This window comes from Shewanella sp. SM68 (assembly GCF_025653925.1).
GTDB classification, from domain to species: Bacteria; Pseudomonadota; Gammaproteobacteria; order Enterobacterales; family Shewanellaceae; genus Shewanella; species Shewanella oncorhynchi.
Map to the genome: position 1 here is coordinate 294,640 of NZ_JAKKRU010000001.1, position 16,727 is coordinate 311,366.

A 16,727-nucleotide genomic window follows, 5' to 3' on the forward strand; every position below is an offset into this window, starting at 1 on the left:
CCCTTATTATCCAGATTGATAAAGATTATTTGAATAAAAAATCGATTTTTTATTGAATAATTTAACCCTTTTTTACCTCTGCTGCGTTTATAGGGAGCAGAACACAGACAAATTTATCGACATCAATTCAGTTCGATTAGGAGAAACAAAATGAAATTGAAGACCTTATTTAGCGTTAGCACTGTTCCCCTTGCATTTGCACTATTGTCATTCAATGCCGCGGCGGTGAGCCCACCACATCCAACAGGGTTAAATGCGCCTATGATCAGTATTCAACGTTTCGATCCAAAAGATTACAGCGCACAGGAAGCCACTAAGATGTTCCCTGCTCCGGCAGCAGGTATGGTGCAGCACATTTTAAGTTTACCTAAATTAGAAAACGAAGATGACTACATGGTCGAAATCCAAATTGGTCAGACTCAAATGGTTGATTGCAATAAGCATGGATTAAACGGGGAATTGAAGGAACTGACAGTGCAAGGTTGGGGTTATAACTACTATCAAGTGGATGAAATCGCTGAAGGCCCAAGCACTATGATGGCCTGTTTCGAATTGGCGAAGAAAGAAGCTTTTGTACGTATTCCGGGTGAACTAAAAATGCGCTATGACAGTCGCTTGCCTAAGGTGTTTTATCTACCAGAAGGCGCTGAACTGCGTTTCAGAACTTGGAAAGTAGATTCAACCTATCAATATTCCAAGTAAATAGCCGAATTTAACTCTTGCGTCATCAATCAAATGCGCTTCGAGTCTTTGCTGATTGATAAAAGCAAAGACTCGAAGCGCATTAACTAGAATCGTTTGATTCTAACGACTTGCATAATTTCTATTTCAAAACCTGCCACAGTTTCTGTCTCTGGGTAATAGATGACATTGATCTTTTGCCCTTGCAGATTACGATACTTTTTGACTCGTCTAAATTTAAACGGCACGTCACAATCTTCAATCATAACAGTATGTTGTATCCACTCCGCCTTTTCCCTTTGCATATGCGAAACCACAGTCACACCTTCAGAGTGAACCAAATGTTCATGGGTGGCTAACATCTTTTTTACGGCCTTATTCATGTTCAACTCTTTTATCATCTAGTTGCGACAACAGTGACTCAACTTTCTGTTTAATTTCAGCATATCTCAATTTTTCACAGCGGCCGAAACCACTCAACTTACGCACTTGAAAACGACTCACCAAAGGAACTGACATACCAGCGAGGCAACGACAATAGGTATCAAGTGATAAAGCATCTATGCCTTTGGCCGTTAAATGGTGCTTCAATTCATGTAAATCAGCCAATATCTGCTGATCTGTCGGCCAAGTAGGTTCCGTCGAATAACTCAACTTAGCGAAATGACCACGGCAGACACTGCAATGACCGCAGATAGCCGGCGTCTCATTATCATCAAAATAACGGGATAAATTGTGGCTTAAGCACGTCTCAAGTTCAAAAAAGCGGACTAATTGCGCTATTCGCGCAATTTCTTTCTGCTCTTTATCGATAAAATAATGGTACAGCTCATCGATGAGTTCCGGACGCGCTAATGCGGCAACATCCACCCGATACACATCGGTAATTCGTTTGGTTTCTAATTCAATCAACTGATGTTCAGCTAAATATTCCAGCGCGGCCAACACGCGACTGCGTTCATGGCCCGTCGCACTGTACAAGGCATCAAAATCTAACGCGCCCCATATTTTCTTCATCTGCGTATGATTAAAAATTTGCGTCAAAAACGCCTGCCGCTCTGGATTAAAGCGGCTCAGAATGACATGTTTATCCACTAAAAATTTGTAATTAACATCGGCGTAGTAAGCAAATAACGGCTTAACCACACCTAGAATTTCTAGCTGCACAAGTAACGTTTTTAACGGCAACTGGCGAATATTACTCGCCGTCGACACGCCATTAAGCTGACATTCCCACTGAGCAGAATCTTGTTCAAGTCGAATTGCTTCAATGACTTGCGCTATACCTTCTCGCTCCGGCGTATCGCCATACACAAAATTCTCAACGGTATTGAGCCCGTCAAGATTGGCCAAAGTGACACAATGGGATAACGCACCATCACGCCCTGCTCTGCCGATTTCTTGGCTGTAGTTTTCAATGGATTTAGGCAAATCGTAGTGGATCACAAAACGAATATTGCTCTTATCGATTCCCATGCCAAAAGCGATGGTTGCCACCACCACTTGCAGCTTATCCTGCATAAAATCATTTTGAATTTGTTGACGTTTTTCATCTTCAAATCCAGCATGATAGGCACTGGCGACTATACCTTGTTGGCTCAAGAGTCGTGCGACCGTTTCGGCGGTTTGCTGCAAAGTCACATACACAATGCCGGCACCTGAGAATGATGCAATCTGGTTAACCAGTAAGGCATTCTTCTCTTGCGTTGATACAGGCAGAACAGTCAAATCTAAATTGGGTCGATAAAATCCCGTTTGCACTATGTGTTCAGGCGCAATATCAAAGCGCTTGGCCATATCCAGTTTCACTTTACGTGTTGCTGTGGCCGTCAATAACAGTACCAGCGGGATCTCAAGCTCGCGCCGATAGTCGGGCAATTTAAGATAATCGGGCCGAAAATTATGGCCCCACTCTGAAATACAATGCGCCTCATCGACGACCAGCATGGACAGCGGAACCGATTGAATAAATTGCCGAAAACGTTCATTTTTGAAACGTTCCACCGACACCATCAAGATTTTCAGCTTGCCAGAGCGCGCATCAGCCATCACTTGCTGACTCTGCTCGGCGCTTAAGGTTGAATCTATGCTGGCCGCATGAATTCCCTTAGATTGTAAAAATTCCAGCTGATCTTTCATCAAGGCGAGTAAAGGCGAAATCACTAAACTCAAATGGGGTAACTGCAATGCTGTAAATTGATAACAAAGGGATTTACCAGAACCCGTCGGAAAAATCGCTAAACTCGACTCCCCCGCCAACAGTTGTGTTATCGTTTGCGCTTGACCAGGACGAAATTCAGAAAACCCGAAATCCTGCTGCAATAAACTAACGTATGGATTGGTTTCCGGAATGGGATTGAACATCAACCGTCCTTTACACTTATCCTTACCACCCACAAAATTCGGGCATACCGCAAGAAAAAGATTCAGCATTAAGTGAGTCGACTAGTCTAGCAAATTTTGACGTACTTTACGGAGTTAATTAGCAACAACTGAGTTTTCAAGCCAACTTAACTGCTCATCAAGAGCGTAATTATAGGTGCAGATTTCATTGCAACACAATGATTAATATATAATTAATTTACTTTTTTAGTCAGCAATTAAATATGAAAATAAAACCGATTTGTAAAAATTCGATCCGATATCTCCTATAAAAAAACAAGACGTCAGATGAATCTCAGCAAAAAATACATCTCCGATAAATTGAGCATTTAAGGTTTTCTAGCAAGATATAGATTGATCAGCGACGTCAGTTTGTCCTGAAATCTTTCTTCAAAACCATCAATGTCACGCCCTATAGAGACTAAATATTTAGTTGCCTGCTCACGCGAAAGCAGCTTATTTGCAAGACTATATTGCATCTCTTCTAAGGTTTTATCATATCTTGGGATCAATACCCAAGTGCCGACATCGACGTCAAAATGTTGCATCGCTTTCTGGGCTAAAGCACAAAAAGCCTCAATATGATCTACGCCATCAGGTCCGAGACAGCCAGGTTCAATTCGGCATAAAACCGCAATTTTCCTATCGTTTGCAATACTTAAACTCATCTCTAATGCCCCGCGTTATCTAGTCGTAAACATAAGATCTTAACAGTAATTTTACGTGTCTGCACAGATAAGTCACGGCTAACTTACCCTTATTAGATAATCCATTTTAGGCAATAGAACAACTTTAAAATCATATTCTTCAAAACATAGATCCGCGTTTTTTTGTTCTATTCATCAACAATGTCGTCTACAACATCCTCATCAGTATGTTGTAAAACATTAAGCGAAATATTTTCATTATGCTCTGACAATAGAGTATCAATGGCTTGGTCAAAACTGTCTAACTTTTGAGTTTCCATATAACGTTTTAACCTCAAAATAATATCCCTGCTCAGCTCAATATGAGACTTTTTTTGCCGTTTTTTTATTTGAGATAATTCTTTACGAACCATACGCCAGCCAAAATCAGTAAAATACTGATTGAGCATTTTGTTTACATTAGTAAGCTCGTTGTCGATCCGCTGTGCCTTTTTGCGTAATCGGACTAATTCATTTAGTTGTGTCACCAACTTAGTATAGAAAACCGTTTGTAACTCAGCGTCACAAAACCAATCCGGTTTAGATGCCACAGCTTCAGGATTGATAAGGCGATAAATTAAGGGTAAGGCAAAAATTAATTCTGCTTCCTCAAGCAATAATAATTTTCTCCCTGCTGTTGGTTTGTCTTGTTGATATATCCAGGCTTGCGGTTCCATAAATACGTTTCTTTAGCTAAGCATGCGTTTAATGCGGATGAAATAAATGGGACCTCATGCTAGTACAAATCGATAAGTATTAATATATGGTTCAACCATTTTATTGACTGGGAATCGATCCCTTATGCTTCATTTTGCCTTTGGCAGAAATAGCTCAACTCATAACAGGCTAAGAACCCGATAAGCGGTTGTCGTTATTAGCTTAAATTTCACCCAACACGCAAGCCTAGTTTAGCGGCATTCCATTCAAGAAAATCAATAAAATGGTTAAACCATTCTTTAAAATTATGCATCTGTGACTAACTAAGTTCGAAACCACTGCATAGAGAAAGTACGAATTTCATACTATCATTGCCTTTAATTTTATATCCGCTTAATTAATCGCCATTGCTAGAATAGGTTTATCTTGGCTATTTTTTAAACTAAAAAAACAACTAAATGCTATTTAATGCGCCCTATTCCGATAACAGAAGTTTATTTGAACAAATAAGCACTCTACCAGTGATAATGACGATTATCACTGGTAGATGTAGGTGTGATTTGCGTATAATTACGTCTTCTTAATTCGATATCAGGTGACTTCAACGGCATGTCTAAAATGATCCTGACAAATAGTAATGCTCAAAATAACACCAATGTATCGAATGAAAGAGTGACTAGATCAGATCATCACAATAATAACCGTACTGAACAGCCACGTTTTTTTGAAGAGACTTTCCTACCACAATCTGTTCGAAGTGATTATTTAAGTGCTGCCGAAGAAACTGAATATGAAATTTCAGCCAACACCCGCCGTGTTTATAATACGAGCTTTAGTCTATTTAGCCGTTATTGTGCGGAGCACCAACTGCAGGCCCTGCCCGCAGATCCAAGAAGCGTAATTTCATTTATTGGTCATCAAAAAGAATTGATCCAAGAGAGTACTGGAGTACAACTTTCTAAACAGACATTAACGACTCGACTCGCGGCGATTCGCTACCATCATATTCAAGCAGGATTCCACTCGCCTACCGAGCACCCTCTGGTGATCAGAGTGATGCGTGGCTTGAGTAGAAATCAATCTCGCCATGTGAGTGATTATGATCAACAACCGATTATGTATGATGAAGTGGAAATGCTCATTCAAGCTATCGATGAACAAGTGCAGCCATTAACCCGAGCAAGAGACAAAGCCATTATTCAGTTAGGATTACAAGGTGGGTTTCGCCGTTCTGAACTTGCAGATATAAAAGTTCAATATGTCAGTTTTTTACGTAATAAGCTAAAAGTGCGCCTACCTTATTCGAAGAGTAATCAGCAAGGTCAACGGGAATGGAAAGACCTGCCAGATCATGAACCTTTTGCAGCACTCAACGCGGTAAAAAATTGGTTATCACTCGCCAATATTGAGGATGGACATTTATTTAGATCGCTTTCCCGTGATGGGAAATATTTACGCCCTTATCAAATAGTAGAACATCACTCTGAAGCTAATTCAAGTTTACATAAAAATAGTGGTTTTCTCACGGGAGATGATATTTATCGCATCATTAAAAAATATTGCACAAAAGCGGGCCTACCTGCAAAGTTTTATGGTGCCCACAGTCTGCGTAGTGGTTGTGTCACTCAACTCCATGAAAATGATAAAGATCATTTATACATTATGGCCAGAACTGGCCATACCGATCCTCGATCACTCCGCCATTATTTAAAACCAAGAGACTAAAACCCAAAAGACTAAACTAGATCATGACTCGGTAAGAATCAGTTAGTCTTTTACCTAAAATAAAATAGCAATTTTAATGTTAAATATAAATCTGTCATGTTTATGAATAAAGATGATATTCAGTAATTTATATTTAAATTATTTCCAAGTTTTATATTTAAAAATAATTAAAGCAATAACTTCACATTATATATTTTTATCTGTGACACAAGATTTGACATCATAGCAGAATAAAAATCCTAATCGAGGTACTTTGACCTCAGCAGCTTAGACCATAGCGACCATAGCAAACTGCTGGTTAACATTTTTATAGCATATCGGGTTTATTGCTCACTGCAGTATTATTGTAATATAAAATCATCTTTATTGTCATATTGATACTTTAGCCTTAGTCACGAAATTTAATCCATCGTACTAGCCGGAGTAATATATGAGTAAGGCCACCTTTGATCCTACACTTTATAATAAAAGTAATAACGAGCCATTTAACCAAGTGTTGGATAAACATTTATCTCGCCGTAACTTCGTAAAAAGTGGTTTAGGCCTCAGTGCTATGACAGCTTTTGCCAGTGTAGGCTTAACTGCTTGCGGATCAGATGACGCCCCTGTTACAAAACCTGTTGATCCAGTGACACCTTTGCCACCAACAAAAAGTACCGCCAAGCTAAACTTTACGTCAGTTGCAGGTTCTCGTTTAGATGCCGTCGTCGTACCAGAAGGCTATACAGCGCAGGTACTTGCACCATGGGGCACGCCATTAAATGCAAAAGCGGCACTATGGAAAAGCGATGGTAGTAACACTGCCGATGACCAAGCGAACTCAGTCGGTATGCACCACGATGGCATGCATTTCTTTCCATTAAATGATACGGGTAATGACGGTTTACTTTGCATTAACCATGAATATATTGATGAAGTTGCATTACATCCTGCAGGACAAACTTTTGATCCTACTTCAGGTTTGCGCACAATTATCGATGAGGTACGTAAAGAAATCAACGCCCATGGCGTATCGGTTGTACGTATAAAACTGGTTAATAATCAATGGGAAGTGGTTAGCAATGATAACCATAACCGCCGATTCACCGGTGCGACTGTAATGGATATTAGCGGTCCTCTCGCCTACTCTTCTCTACTCGAAACCCGCTATTCTCCCGACGGTAGTCAGGCTCGCGGTACATTAAATAACTGCGGCAATGGTTACACGCCTTGGGGCACTTATTTGACCTGTGAAGAAAACTGGCCTGGCTATTTCGCAAACCGTGGTACGTTAACTGCCGAGCAAAATCGCATTGGGATCAGCAAAACCAGCACACGTTATGGCTGGGATGATCTTGCTGGTCATGATGAGGAACGTCTCGATGAATTCGCGCGTTTTGATGTCACACCAAAAGGTGCAAGTGCTCAAGATGACTATCGTAATGAAGCGAATGGTCACGGTTATATTGTTGAAATTGACCCTTTCAATCCAACATCGCGCGCAGTAAAACGTACCGCGCTTGGTCGTTTCCGCCATGAAGGCTGTACCTTTGGCAAATTAACTGAAGGTAAGCCAGTAGTGTTCTATTCTGGCCACGATTCACAATTCGAATACCTCTATAAATTTGTCTCGGCCGCGGCATGGGATACAAAAGATGCTGACAGCAGTAATCGCATACAAACTGGCGATAAGTATATGAATGAAGGTACTTTATATGCAGCTAAGTTTAATGCAAACGGTGGTGGTGTTTGGTTGCCTTTAACCTTAGATAGCCAGACTACGGACGGAAAAACCCTAGGCAATACTTTCGCTAGCTTAGCCGAGATTATTTTGAACACCGCAGGCGCAGCGGATCTTGTTGGTGCAACACCTATGGATCGCCCTGAATGGTGTGCTGTCGATCCTTTCACAGGTTCAATTTATTTGACCCTGACCAACAACTCAAAACGAACTGAAACCAATCCAGCGAACCCTAGATTGAAAAACCACTTTGGCCATATTATTCGTTGGGATGAAAGTGACAAAGATACTGAATTTACATGGGATATCTTCGTATTCGGATCACCAAGTGATGGTAACGCAGAAACAAACTTATCAGGCTTAACAGATCTTAACCAATTTGCCAGCCCAGACGGTTTAGCCTTCGATCAACGCGGTATTTTGTGGGTTCAAACCGACAATGGAGCCAAGGAGGTCGCAGAAGAAACCAACGATCAGATGCTAGCGATAGTGCCTTCAACACTTGTTGATGGCCAAGAGAAACAGCTAGGCGTAACGGCTGATAACCAAATGGAATTAAAGCGTTTCTTTGTTGGACCAAATGACTGTGAGGTTACGGGTTTTGCTATTAGCCCTGATTACACTTCTGTTTTTGCTAACATTCAGCATCCCGGTAATTGGCCTTATTCGTCCAATGCCGCTGAAAAAACGCCTGCGGGCACGACATTACGCCCTCGCGCCGCTACGGTCGTTATCCGTAAGTTAGATGGTAAAGAAGTCGCGGTATAAACAATTATGCTTGTGCGAGGTATCTTCTTAAATATGAAGTTCCTATAAGTTAATTGCTACACATAAAAATCCCCTCACTGTAGGGGATTTTTTATTTAAGAAGATAGTTAACTAGCCTTTTTCAAAATAGATTAAATCCAACATCTATTAACTCTTACTACGACTTGCTTGTTCAAAGGCCAGTTCAAAAGCATCGGTAAAATCTGTAATTGGCAGAAGGTCCTCACGGCAACGGCGATTGCGGCCAAGTAAGGAAGATTCAACAAACAAATCAAACCAAGTACTTAAGGCTTTGCCATTAGCCGCTTCGCCAATCGCTCCTAAAGCCAATGATGCCACCTCGGCGGTGCCAAGTTGAAAATCATGACTACCTTTACGCAATGCATAGGTCGCGAGCGTGTCGGGATCGAAGGAAAGCAACGGCAGCGAGTGTAAGTAAGGACTCTTACGGAACATTTTAATCGCTTCACGCCAACTGCCATCAAGCAGAACAAGTAGCGGCCGTTTGCCTTCGGCCAATGTCGACATCGGCACTTGGTTCAGTACGGTTTGCCCTTGCTCTGCATACTGGGCAGGAAACACTAAATAGGGTTGATATTGCGGCGAATTCAGCAAAGCAAGCAACTCAGCTTCAGGTTCTGTACGTGACCAAATATAGGCGTGGGTATCAGGAATAAGATCCGCTATGAGTCGTCCGCTATTAGTCGGCTTTAACACCTCATCGTTATACATAATCAGCAGAAAACTGGCGTGAGTATCTAACTGACGGCGTAGCGCACAGGTACAGAACTGCTCACCTAAGAGGCATAATGGACAGCGGATCAGTTTTTTACCGCGGGCACCAAAGGGTTTAGTCGAAATAGACTTACGGTACTGATATAAATGGTGCACTGCATGGGGGGCTAAAGCCATAAAAACCAATTCTCTATCAAACTTATTAAGGATCGCGACCACATCGTTAGCACTTTTTTATCGCGGTGGCGCAGTTTATCCCTTGGCCATCAATGGTGCAATCGCGTAATACATTATCGTGATAAAAGGCCGGTGTCAGTGGTTGTGGTTTCATCTGCAGCCTAACGTCAGCGAGATAATTTAAGAGCACAGAACAACCATCTCTTAAAACATCTGTAATGTATTAATCTGTGTTGCCACTTAGTATGCAACACTAAACCGACCAAATTAACGTTTAACTTACTTATTGGGAGAGTATTGAAACTAAATATCAGTAATGACTTAACTTAGTGTGGAATTGCCCTAATATCATGCGAAAATCTACTCTACAAATACAGTCTCAATGAAAGGTCAATTATGCACCCAAAAGCCCCGATCGCTTCTATACCGTTATTAAGCGGCGTACTGCTCACTGCTACGCTATTTTCTAATGTCACTACGGCCCAAACGCTTAATACCAAAGACATCCAGTCAATTGTAGATTCCGCAGTTAAACCACTGATGGCCGAGTATGCTATTCCCGGTGCAGTAATTGGCATCACCATAGAAGGTAAACAGTATTTTTACCAATATGGCGTCAGTTCTAAAACCTCTGGGCAAAGTGTGACTGAAGATACCCTGTTCGAGATTGGCTCTATCAGTAAAACCTTTACCGCAACACTGGCTAACTATGCACAGGGCGAAGGTAAATTAACACTCACGGATATGGCCAGTGATTATGTTCCAGCATTAAAAGGCAGCCATTTTGATAAGATTAGTCTCATCAATTTAGCCACCCACACAGCGGGGGATTTGCCGATGCAAGTTCCTGATAAGGTCACTAATAACGCAGAGTTAATGGATTACCTTAAGCATTGGCAACCATCATTTGCCGCGGGGACCCATAGGAATTACGCCAATCCGAGTATTGGGCTGCTTGGCATGATTGCCGCGCAGAGTTTAGGGCAAACGTTTCCACAAGTACTTGAGCAAACACTATTTCCACAATTGGGTATGACAAACAGCTATCTCAAGGTTCCTAGCAACAAAATGGCCGATTATGCCCAAGGCTATGATAAGCAAGACATGCCAGTGCGAGTCAATCCCGGTGTATTAGCCGATGAAGCCTATGGCGTTAAAACCTCTGCCAAGGATTTACTGCAATTTGTTGAGGCTAATATGCAAATGCACCCGCTTACCAAACCACTGCAAACGGCACTCGATGAGACCCACACGGGATACTTTGATGTGGGCATGATGACCCAAGATATGATTTGGGAGCATTACTCATATCCTATTGATCTCAATAACTTGCTTGCAGGTCACACTCAGGAAGTCGTATTTGGCAGTACGCCAGTTAAACCCATAGTGCCGCCCCTCGCACCGCAGCAAAATGTGTGGATTAATAAAACAGGCTCTACTGGCGGTTTTGCCGCTTATGCAGCCTTTATTCCGGCCAAAAAACTTGGCATTGTACTGCTGAGTAATAAAAACACCCCCGTTCCGCCACGGGTCACTGTGGGCTACCAGATTTTAACTGGGATCGAAAAGTTGCAAAAATAACCATGCACTAGGATAGAGGAGATAAGTATATTGGTGCTATCTCCTTTTTCTTAACAATATTCTTGTCGCTACTGATTTATGGCTGACACCTTGCTGCTAACTCACAGTTTCCTTGCAATCTCTCTTTTCTCATGGCGGCTTGTAAGAAAAGATGCACCGCAGGGTTAATCCTTGCGTTAATTCATTTGCAACTCATCGACCTAGTTAACAGACAAATAACCTATCGTAAGTTTAGCTTTACAGATTAAAATCAGGATAAAAACTTATGCATCGCATTAAAAATTATTTCGTTAAATCAATATGATTGACACTTGAAGTTACGCTTTTAGGGAGTAAGATGCGCGCAAATACCTTAAGTGACCTTTTTCGGAAATATCATGTCAGGCACGCCACATTCTCCTATTCATCACGATGTCGCTCCAGCGGCGAGTCAGTCTAGCCTACTGTTAATGATTGTCTTTATGGTCGCCTGTGGCCAAATGGCGCAGACGATTTTTGTACCTGCCCTTCCACAAATCGCACTCGGGCTCCATGTGGACGCCAGCCAACTACAAGCCGTGATGGCCTGTTACTTACTCTCCTACGGGATGTTTCAATTTGTGTATGGCCCAGTGTCAGATCGCGTTGGCCGCAAAATGCCGCTCGTTGTGGGTATCGCAATTTTCGTTCTAGGCGCTGTATTCGCGGCGAAGGCCACAAGCTTTAACCAACTAATTATGGCAAGCCTTATCCAAGGATTAGGCACAGCCAGCGCAGGCGCATTGTGCCGTAGCATTCCCCGCGATCATTACTTTGGCGACCGACTGGTAAAATTTAATAGCTATGTCTCTATGGCCGTAGTGTTTTTACCTTTGCTTGCACCATTTATCGGCAGCGCCACTGCGGCCTATTTTGGCTGGCAAGCCGTATACTGGGTATTAGCGGGATTCGGTGTCGCGGTCTGGCTGTTGTTAATATTCCTCTTTAAAGAGTCTTTACCTAAGACGCAACGGGAACATCAAGCCGTTTTCAAATCCTATAAGCATGTCCTACGCCATAGAGCGTTTCGCGCTTATTTATTTTCATTGATCGCCACCTTTGCCGGTATTGCGGCGTTTGAAGCAATTGCTGGTGTACTCTATGGCCAATATCTCAGACTGACACCTTTTATGGTCAGTTGTTATTTTGTTGCGCCAATTCCTGGCTACTTACTGGGGGCACTCATCGCGGGCCGACAGAATAAGCCACAAAGAGTTGTTTACCAAGGTGTTGCATTACTCGGTGCTGGCGCATTATTTATGTTGATCCCTGGTCTTTTTAATTTAGTGGTTGACTGGAGCTTACTTATTGGATCAATTTTATTCTTCAGTGGCGCAGGCATGCTGTTCCCTACCCTAACATCTGCTGCGTTAGAGCCATTTCCACGTCAGGCGGGGATTGCGGGCGCATTATTGGGGGGATTACAAAATTTTGGTGCCGGACTTGCCGCATTAACTATGTCTTTAGTGCCTATGGGCGGCCAGTTGAGCATAGGTTTATTAAGTGCTGTAATGGTGGTTTTAGTGATCCTGTCTCTTTATTACGCCAAAGATCAAAATGATACTCACCAGAATTTAATGCCACAGATTTAATGCATATGATTTGAAGCGACAATTCTTGGTTTAAGCTAAATCTATTACCGTCAGTCAATAAAAAGCCCACATTGTTGTGGGCTTTTTAAATCGATAACACACTGTAATAAATCAAAAATATCGATTAATTTATTGCTTCTATAGCTTTAATCGTTACAAAATGCGACGCAGTAAAAAGTCAGCTTTAAGGCGACGAATTCGGGTCATGATCTTCTTCACTGGCGCGGGATAGCTCTGTAAGGTATCCACTTGGCTGTAGTGATATAACCGCTGTGTGTGTTCCAGAATATGCGCCTGCTCGGCTTCAAACTGGGCTTTCCAGCAGCCAATTTCATCTTGGATCAACAAACCATTCTCAAGATCCAGCGCCCAAGCTCTTGGATTCAGATTAGAACCTGTGATCAAATGCTTATTACCGTCGGCACTGATGCCTTTGAGGTGATAACTGTTGATGCCGTGTTTCCACAGATGGATATTCAACTGACCATTATCAATCGCCCACTGTTGGCGTTTAGCGAACTTACGCAATGATTGCTCATACATATAGGGCAAGGCACCTATGGTCGAGAAATCCTGCTCAGGCGGAATATAAAAATCGTTAGCCGTCTTGTCGCCCACAACGATATCGATGCGTTTGCCATTGCGTAAATGCTTCGCTAAAGCGCGCACTAAAATGTACGGCGGATTAAAATAGGGCGTGCAAATAAACAGCGAGTCTTTTGACTCTTCCACCAAGGCGACAACCACTTTATTGAGCAAGTTTTTCTTGCGTCCTAGCCCAAGTAACGGCGTGATGCGATTGCCATCACGGGTTTCCTTAAACTGATACTCAGCGTCAGACAGTCTCAGCTTAAAGCTACGCATATCCGTCTTTGGTGGTAGCACTTCTTGCTCAGCATCTTGCGTTAATGAACACACAGCTGGATCAGAAATGATATTTTTCTGGATCATCGCGCGCATACTGCGCGCTAATTCGGCAGACTCAATCAAGTGATAACGATCGAAACGGTACTTATCGTGTTGTTGCAAATAGATATTATTGAGACTGGCACCGCTATAAATCACGGCATCATCGATAATAAATCCCTTAAGATGCAACACACCCATAAATTCACGGGATTTGACGGGTACACCTAAGATATCGATGGGATGTTCGGCTTCAGCCATAACTCTGCGGTACATCAAATAGTTACCGCTATCACCTTTATGGCCAATCAAGCCACGTCTCGCACGGTGAAAATCGACTAACACTTTGATATCAAGCGTTGGATTTGCTGCTTTGGCATCCATGAGGGCTTGTAATATCTCACGACCCGCTTCGTCATCTTCTAAATACAGCGCCGCAATATAAATACTGTGCTTGGCGCTCGCAATACGAGCGAGTAATTCTGCCTTGAAACGGCATGGCGTGAGCAACCACGTTAAAGCCTCGGGTTGAACGGCTATTCCACCAAGCTTATCTAGCAAGGCATCCTCCTTTAAACATGCTGACCACCCCGATAGGAAGCACTGGGGTTCAGTGATAAAAACATCACAGCAATATGTGTTAACTCTGGATAGGCCTCTGTCACTGCCAACCTGATCGTTTGTTCTACTTTAAGATGTATATCAGGGTCCTTAGGGAACCAGAGTAACTCAACTTGGACAAAGCGTTGATCAATTTTTCCATTTCGAAAACTGATGCTTGGGATCCAATCTAATGTGAAACTCTCTGCATTACCTTTACATATATCCGCCAATGACTGCAGTAATGTTTGGCTGAACGCTGCAACGACCGCTTGTGGTAAGCCGCGCATACTAATATGTGGCATGGTTTAGTTGTTACCTAAGAACCTAAAATCGTAAGGGGTAGAAATTACCGACTTCACCTCGTCTCGGCAAGACTTTTCTCCCAAAAGTCTTGTTAAACCTAACGGTTTTGCTGGTAATTTGACCTCACGCGATTTTATTCCACTTCAGTGCACCGATTTACCTAAAAATCTTCTTCATTTATCCTTGCTTGAAATCGCATTTTACGGCGAGTATTCTCGGCATTATTTGCCCGTCCACACAATATGTTGCCCCTAAATAGGGTGATTCTTAACGCTACAAATCAGTCCAAATTTCACTAAACTGCACCCAAAATGTCTGCCAAATCACAAAATAATCTTCAAACCCATTTCATTCACCCCGAATCCAGTGATTTAGCGTAAACTAAACCGCCTATTTGCGATTAGACCACACGATACAAGATTAAGACTATGAACAAAAAAATTCTGCTGACGTTAGCACTGACATTGCTGTTTGCTTGGGGTATTTTCCATTTTAAAACCCAGTTAGGGTTACTCATCCTGCCGTTGTTTATTGGGCTGGTATTGTTTGTTACCCTACGTTTATATCGCTTGATGGAAAAGGATGACGGCAGCAGTGAGGATTAACCGCACACAATACCAACCTAATCTTAATGATGTTTTGATAAAAATGGCCAATAGCTAACATGGAAACGTTACTGAAAACCACTCTATATGCCGGCCTGCTCCTAGCCGCAAGTCATAATATGGCCTATGCAGAGCAACATGATTCTAGGCCGATAAGTGCTCAAACCACTTCGCTTAGCCAAGCAATCAGCAAGATCAGCCCTCGACATTCACAAATCGCCTTACTGGCAATGGATATGTCGAACAATCAAGTGATCTATAGCCAACAAGCTGAGACCTTGTTTATTCCAGCCAGTACCCAAAAGCTGCTCACGGCAGTCAGTGCTGTGGCTCAGCTTGGGCCTGATTTTCGTTATGTCACGGAATTATGGACAGATGCACCGATACGCAAGGGCCATATCGCAGGCAGTGCTTATCTGCGTTTTAGTGGCGATCCCACGCTAACTCAAGCCGATCTCAAGGCCATTTTTGCCAATCTCGTAAAACAAGGCATTAATCGCATTGATGGACATCTGTATTTGCTCGGCGATAAACAAGAGCAAATGCAAGCTCCGGGTTGGGTTTGGGATGATTTGGGCATTTGTTTTGCCGCGCCAGTGTCGAGTTATATTATCAATCAGAACTGCGTCTATGGTCAGTTTAGCCCAAGCTCTACCAGCAAACCTTCACAGGTAAGTCTGCGCGCGGGGAGTTATGGAGTTAAAATCAGCAGCGATGCGGTGTTTGATCAAAAGGCGAGCCGCGAATTTTGCCAACTTGATATGGTCAGATTAGGTCAAAATAACTACCATTTACGCGGCTGTTACCCTGGCGGTGAGGCGATACCACTGGCGATTGCGGTCAGCGATCCGTTCAAATTTGCCCAAGATAACCTCACCTCCCTACTTAAAGGCGAGATGTCTCTTGCGGGTAAAGTACAACTCGGCACTAGCTTACCCCAAAAGGCAAAACTAATTGCCAGCCATAGCTCGGCGCCCTTACCTGAGCTGCTCGAGACTATGCTGCTCAAGTCAGATAATTTGATTGCCGATAGTCTTTTTAAGCAACTTGGTAAAAGTTATTTTAAAACCCAAGGCAGCTTTACCAATGGTGCCGCTGCCATGCAGCGAATTTTAACGAATTTAGGCATAGATTTGAGTAACGCCAATATTGTGGATGGTTCAGGATTGTCACGCTATAACTTGCTCAATGCCAAGCAGTTAGCCGCGGTGTTGGCGCTAATCCACCAAGATAGCCGCTTTAGTCCGTTAATCACGAGTCTGCCACAGGCGGGGATCAGCGGCACCTTAAGATATCGTATGGGCTACAACAAGCCGCCGCTTAAACAGCAAATTTTCGCTAAAACAGGCTCGATGCAAGGCGTGTCTAACTTAGCGGGCTTTATCCGTTTGCCCCAGCATAACGATACCCTGTTTGTAATCCTTGAGAATGGCATGAGTTCTGAATTGAAAAATCAACATAAACCCTCATTCAATGCCGAGTTTCTTAAACAATTGATTTCAGTGCTGCAACCGTCATCAACCACTGCGACTGTGAATACTGCGGCTCACTAGAGTCATTAATTAACTGCTACAGAGTAAAAAACTTG

14 protein-coding genes are annotated in these 16,727 nt (G+C 42.7%); 7 read left to right on the plus strand and 7 right to left on the minus strand.

Features of this window, described 5'->3' with window-relative positions; all coding sequences use genetic code 11:
* Positions 1 to 150: 150 nt before the first annotated feature.
* Positions 151 to 702 (plus strand): serine protease inhibitor ecotin, encoded by a 552-nt coding sequence (gene eco / locus L5M40_RS01310; protein WP_028759893.1) that lies wholly within the window; start codon positions 151 to 153, stop codon positions 700 to 702.
* 86 nt (positions 703 to 788) lie between these two features.
* Here eco and L5M40_RS01315 read toward each other — a convergent pair whose 3' ends face one another.
* From L5M40_RS01315 to L5M40_RS01330, 4 genes are all read right to left on the minus strand, one after another.
* Positions 789 to 1,064, minus strand: coding sequence for a hypothetical protein (locus tag L5M40_RS01315; protein ID WP_028759892.1), 276 nt, complete (start codon positions 1,062 to 1,064; stop codon positions 789 to 791).
* Complete coding sequence (locus L5M40_RS01320) at positions 1,057 to 3,045, minus strand: ATP-dependent DNA helicase RecQ (RefSeq protein ID WP_131524715.1); 1,989 nt, start codon at positions 3,043 to 3,045, stop codon at positions 1,057 to 1,059. The genes L5M40_RS01315 and L5M40_RS01320 overlap by 8 nt, the downstream gene beginning before the upstream one ends.
* A gap of 347 nt (positions 3,046 to 3,392) precedes the next feature.
* Positions 3,393 to 3,731, minus strand: a complete 339-nt coding sequence (locus tag L5M40_RS01325; RefSeq protein WP_105252539.1) for a hypothetical protein — start codon at positions 3,729 to 3,731, stop codon at positions 3,393 to 3,395.
* A 167-nt stretch (positions 3,732 to 3,898) separates the two neighbouring features.
* Positions 3,899 to 4,426 (minus strand): hypothetical protein, encoded by a 528-nt coding sequence (locus L5M40_RS01330; protein WP_219252409.1) that lies wholly within the window; start codon positions 4,424 to 4,426, stop codon positions 3,899 to 3,901.
* A gap of 589 nt (positions 4,427 to 5,015) precedes the next feature.
* Here L5M40_RS01330 and L5M40_RS01335 point away from each other — a divergent pair.
* Both L5M40_RS01335 and L5M40_RS01340 read left to right on the plus strand, forming a co-directional pair.
* Complete coding sequence (locus L5M40_RS01335) at positions 5,016 to 6,131, plus strand: tyrosine-type recombinase/integrase (protein ID WP_263256187.1); 1,116 nt, start codon at positions 5,016 to 5,018, stop codon at positions 6,129 to 6,131.
* A gap of 430 nt (positions 6,132 to 6,561) precedes the next feature.
* On the plus strand, positions 6,562 to 8,619 hold the full coding sequence (locus L5M40_RS01340) for a PhoX family protein (protein ID WP_263256188.1): 2,058 nt from the start codon (positions 6,562 to 6,564) through the stop codon (positions 8,617 to 8,619).
* A gap of 147 nt (positions 8,620 to 8,766) precedes the next feature.
* On the opposite strand, the gene L5M40_RS01345 is transcribed toward L5M40_RS01340, so the two are convergent.
* Positions 8,767 to 9,531: a tRNA-uridine aminocarboxypropyltransferase gene (locus tag L5M40_RS01345; RefSeq protein ID WP_028759886.1), complete on the minus strand. Its 765-nt coding sequence runs from the start codon at positions 9,529 to 9,531 to the stop codon at positions 8,767 to 8,769.
* A 396-nt stretch (positions 9,532 to 9,927) separates the two neighbouring features.
* On the opposite strand from L5M40_RS01345, the gene ampC reads away from it, so the two are divergent.
* Together ampC and emrD are read left to right on the plus strand one after the other, a co-directional pair.
* Positions 9,928 to 11,112 carry a class C beta-lactamase gene (ampC, locus tag L5M40_RS01350; protein ID WP_263176171.1) on the plus strand — a complete coding sequence of 395 codons (1,185 nt, stop codon included), beginning with the start codon at positions 9,928 to 9,930 and terminating at the stop codon, positions 11,110 to 11,112.
* Between the two features lie 377 nt (positions 11,113 to 11,489).
* On the plus strand, positions 11,490 to 12,722 hold the full coding sequence (emrD, locus tag L5M40_RS01355; RefSeq protein ID WP_263176172.1) for a multidrug efflux MFS transporter EmrD: 1,233 nt from the start codon (positions 11,490 to 11,492) through the stop codon (positions 12,720 to 12,722).
* A gap of 153 nt (positions 12,723 to 12,875) precedes the next feature.
* Here the strand turns inward: emrD and pssA are convergent, their stop codons facing one another.
* The gene (gene pssA, locus L5M40_RS01360; RefSeq protein ID WP_028759883.1) at positions 12,876 to 14,189 is read right to left on the minus strand and encodes a CDP-diacylglycerol--serine O-phosphatidyltransferase; all 1,314 of its coding nucleotides are present in this window, start codon (positions 14,187 to 14,189) and stop codon (positions 12,876 to 12,878) included.
* An 11-nt stretch (positions 14,190 to 14,200) separates the two neighbouring features.
* Positions 14,201 to 14,533, minus strand: coding sequence for a DUF1904 domain-containing protein (locus L5M40_RS01365; protein ID WP_028759882.1), 333 nt, complete (start codon positions 14,531 to 14,533; stop codon positions 14,201 to 14,203).
* Positions 14,534 to 14,962: 429 nt separating this feature from the next.
* Between L5M40_RS01365 and L5M40_RS01370 the strand changes: the two genes are divergently transcribed.
* Both L5M40_RS01370 and dacB read left to right on the plus strand, forming a co-directional pair.
* Complete coding sequence (locus L5M40_RS01370; protein ID WP_006081710.1) at positions 14,963 to 15,139, plus strand: hypothetical protein; 177 nt, start codon at positions 14,963 to 14,965, stop codon at positions 15,137 to 15,139.
* A 59-nt stretch (positions 15,140 to 15,198) separates the two neighbouring features.
* The gene (dacB, locus tag L5M40_RS01375; RefSeq protein WP_263176173.1) at positions 15,199 to 16,692 is read left to right on the plus strand and encodes a D-alanyl-D-alanine carboxypeptidase/D-alanyl-D-alanine-endopeptidase; all 1,494 of its coding nucleotides are present in this window, start codon (positions 15,199 to 15,201) and stop codon (positions 16,690 to 16,692) included.
* Positions 16,693 to 16,727 lie beyond the last annotated feature (35 nt).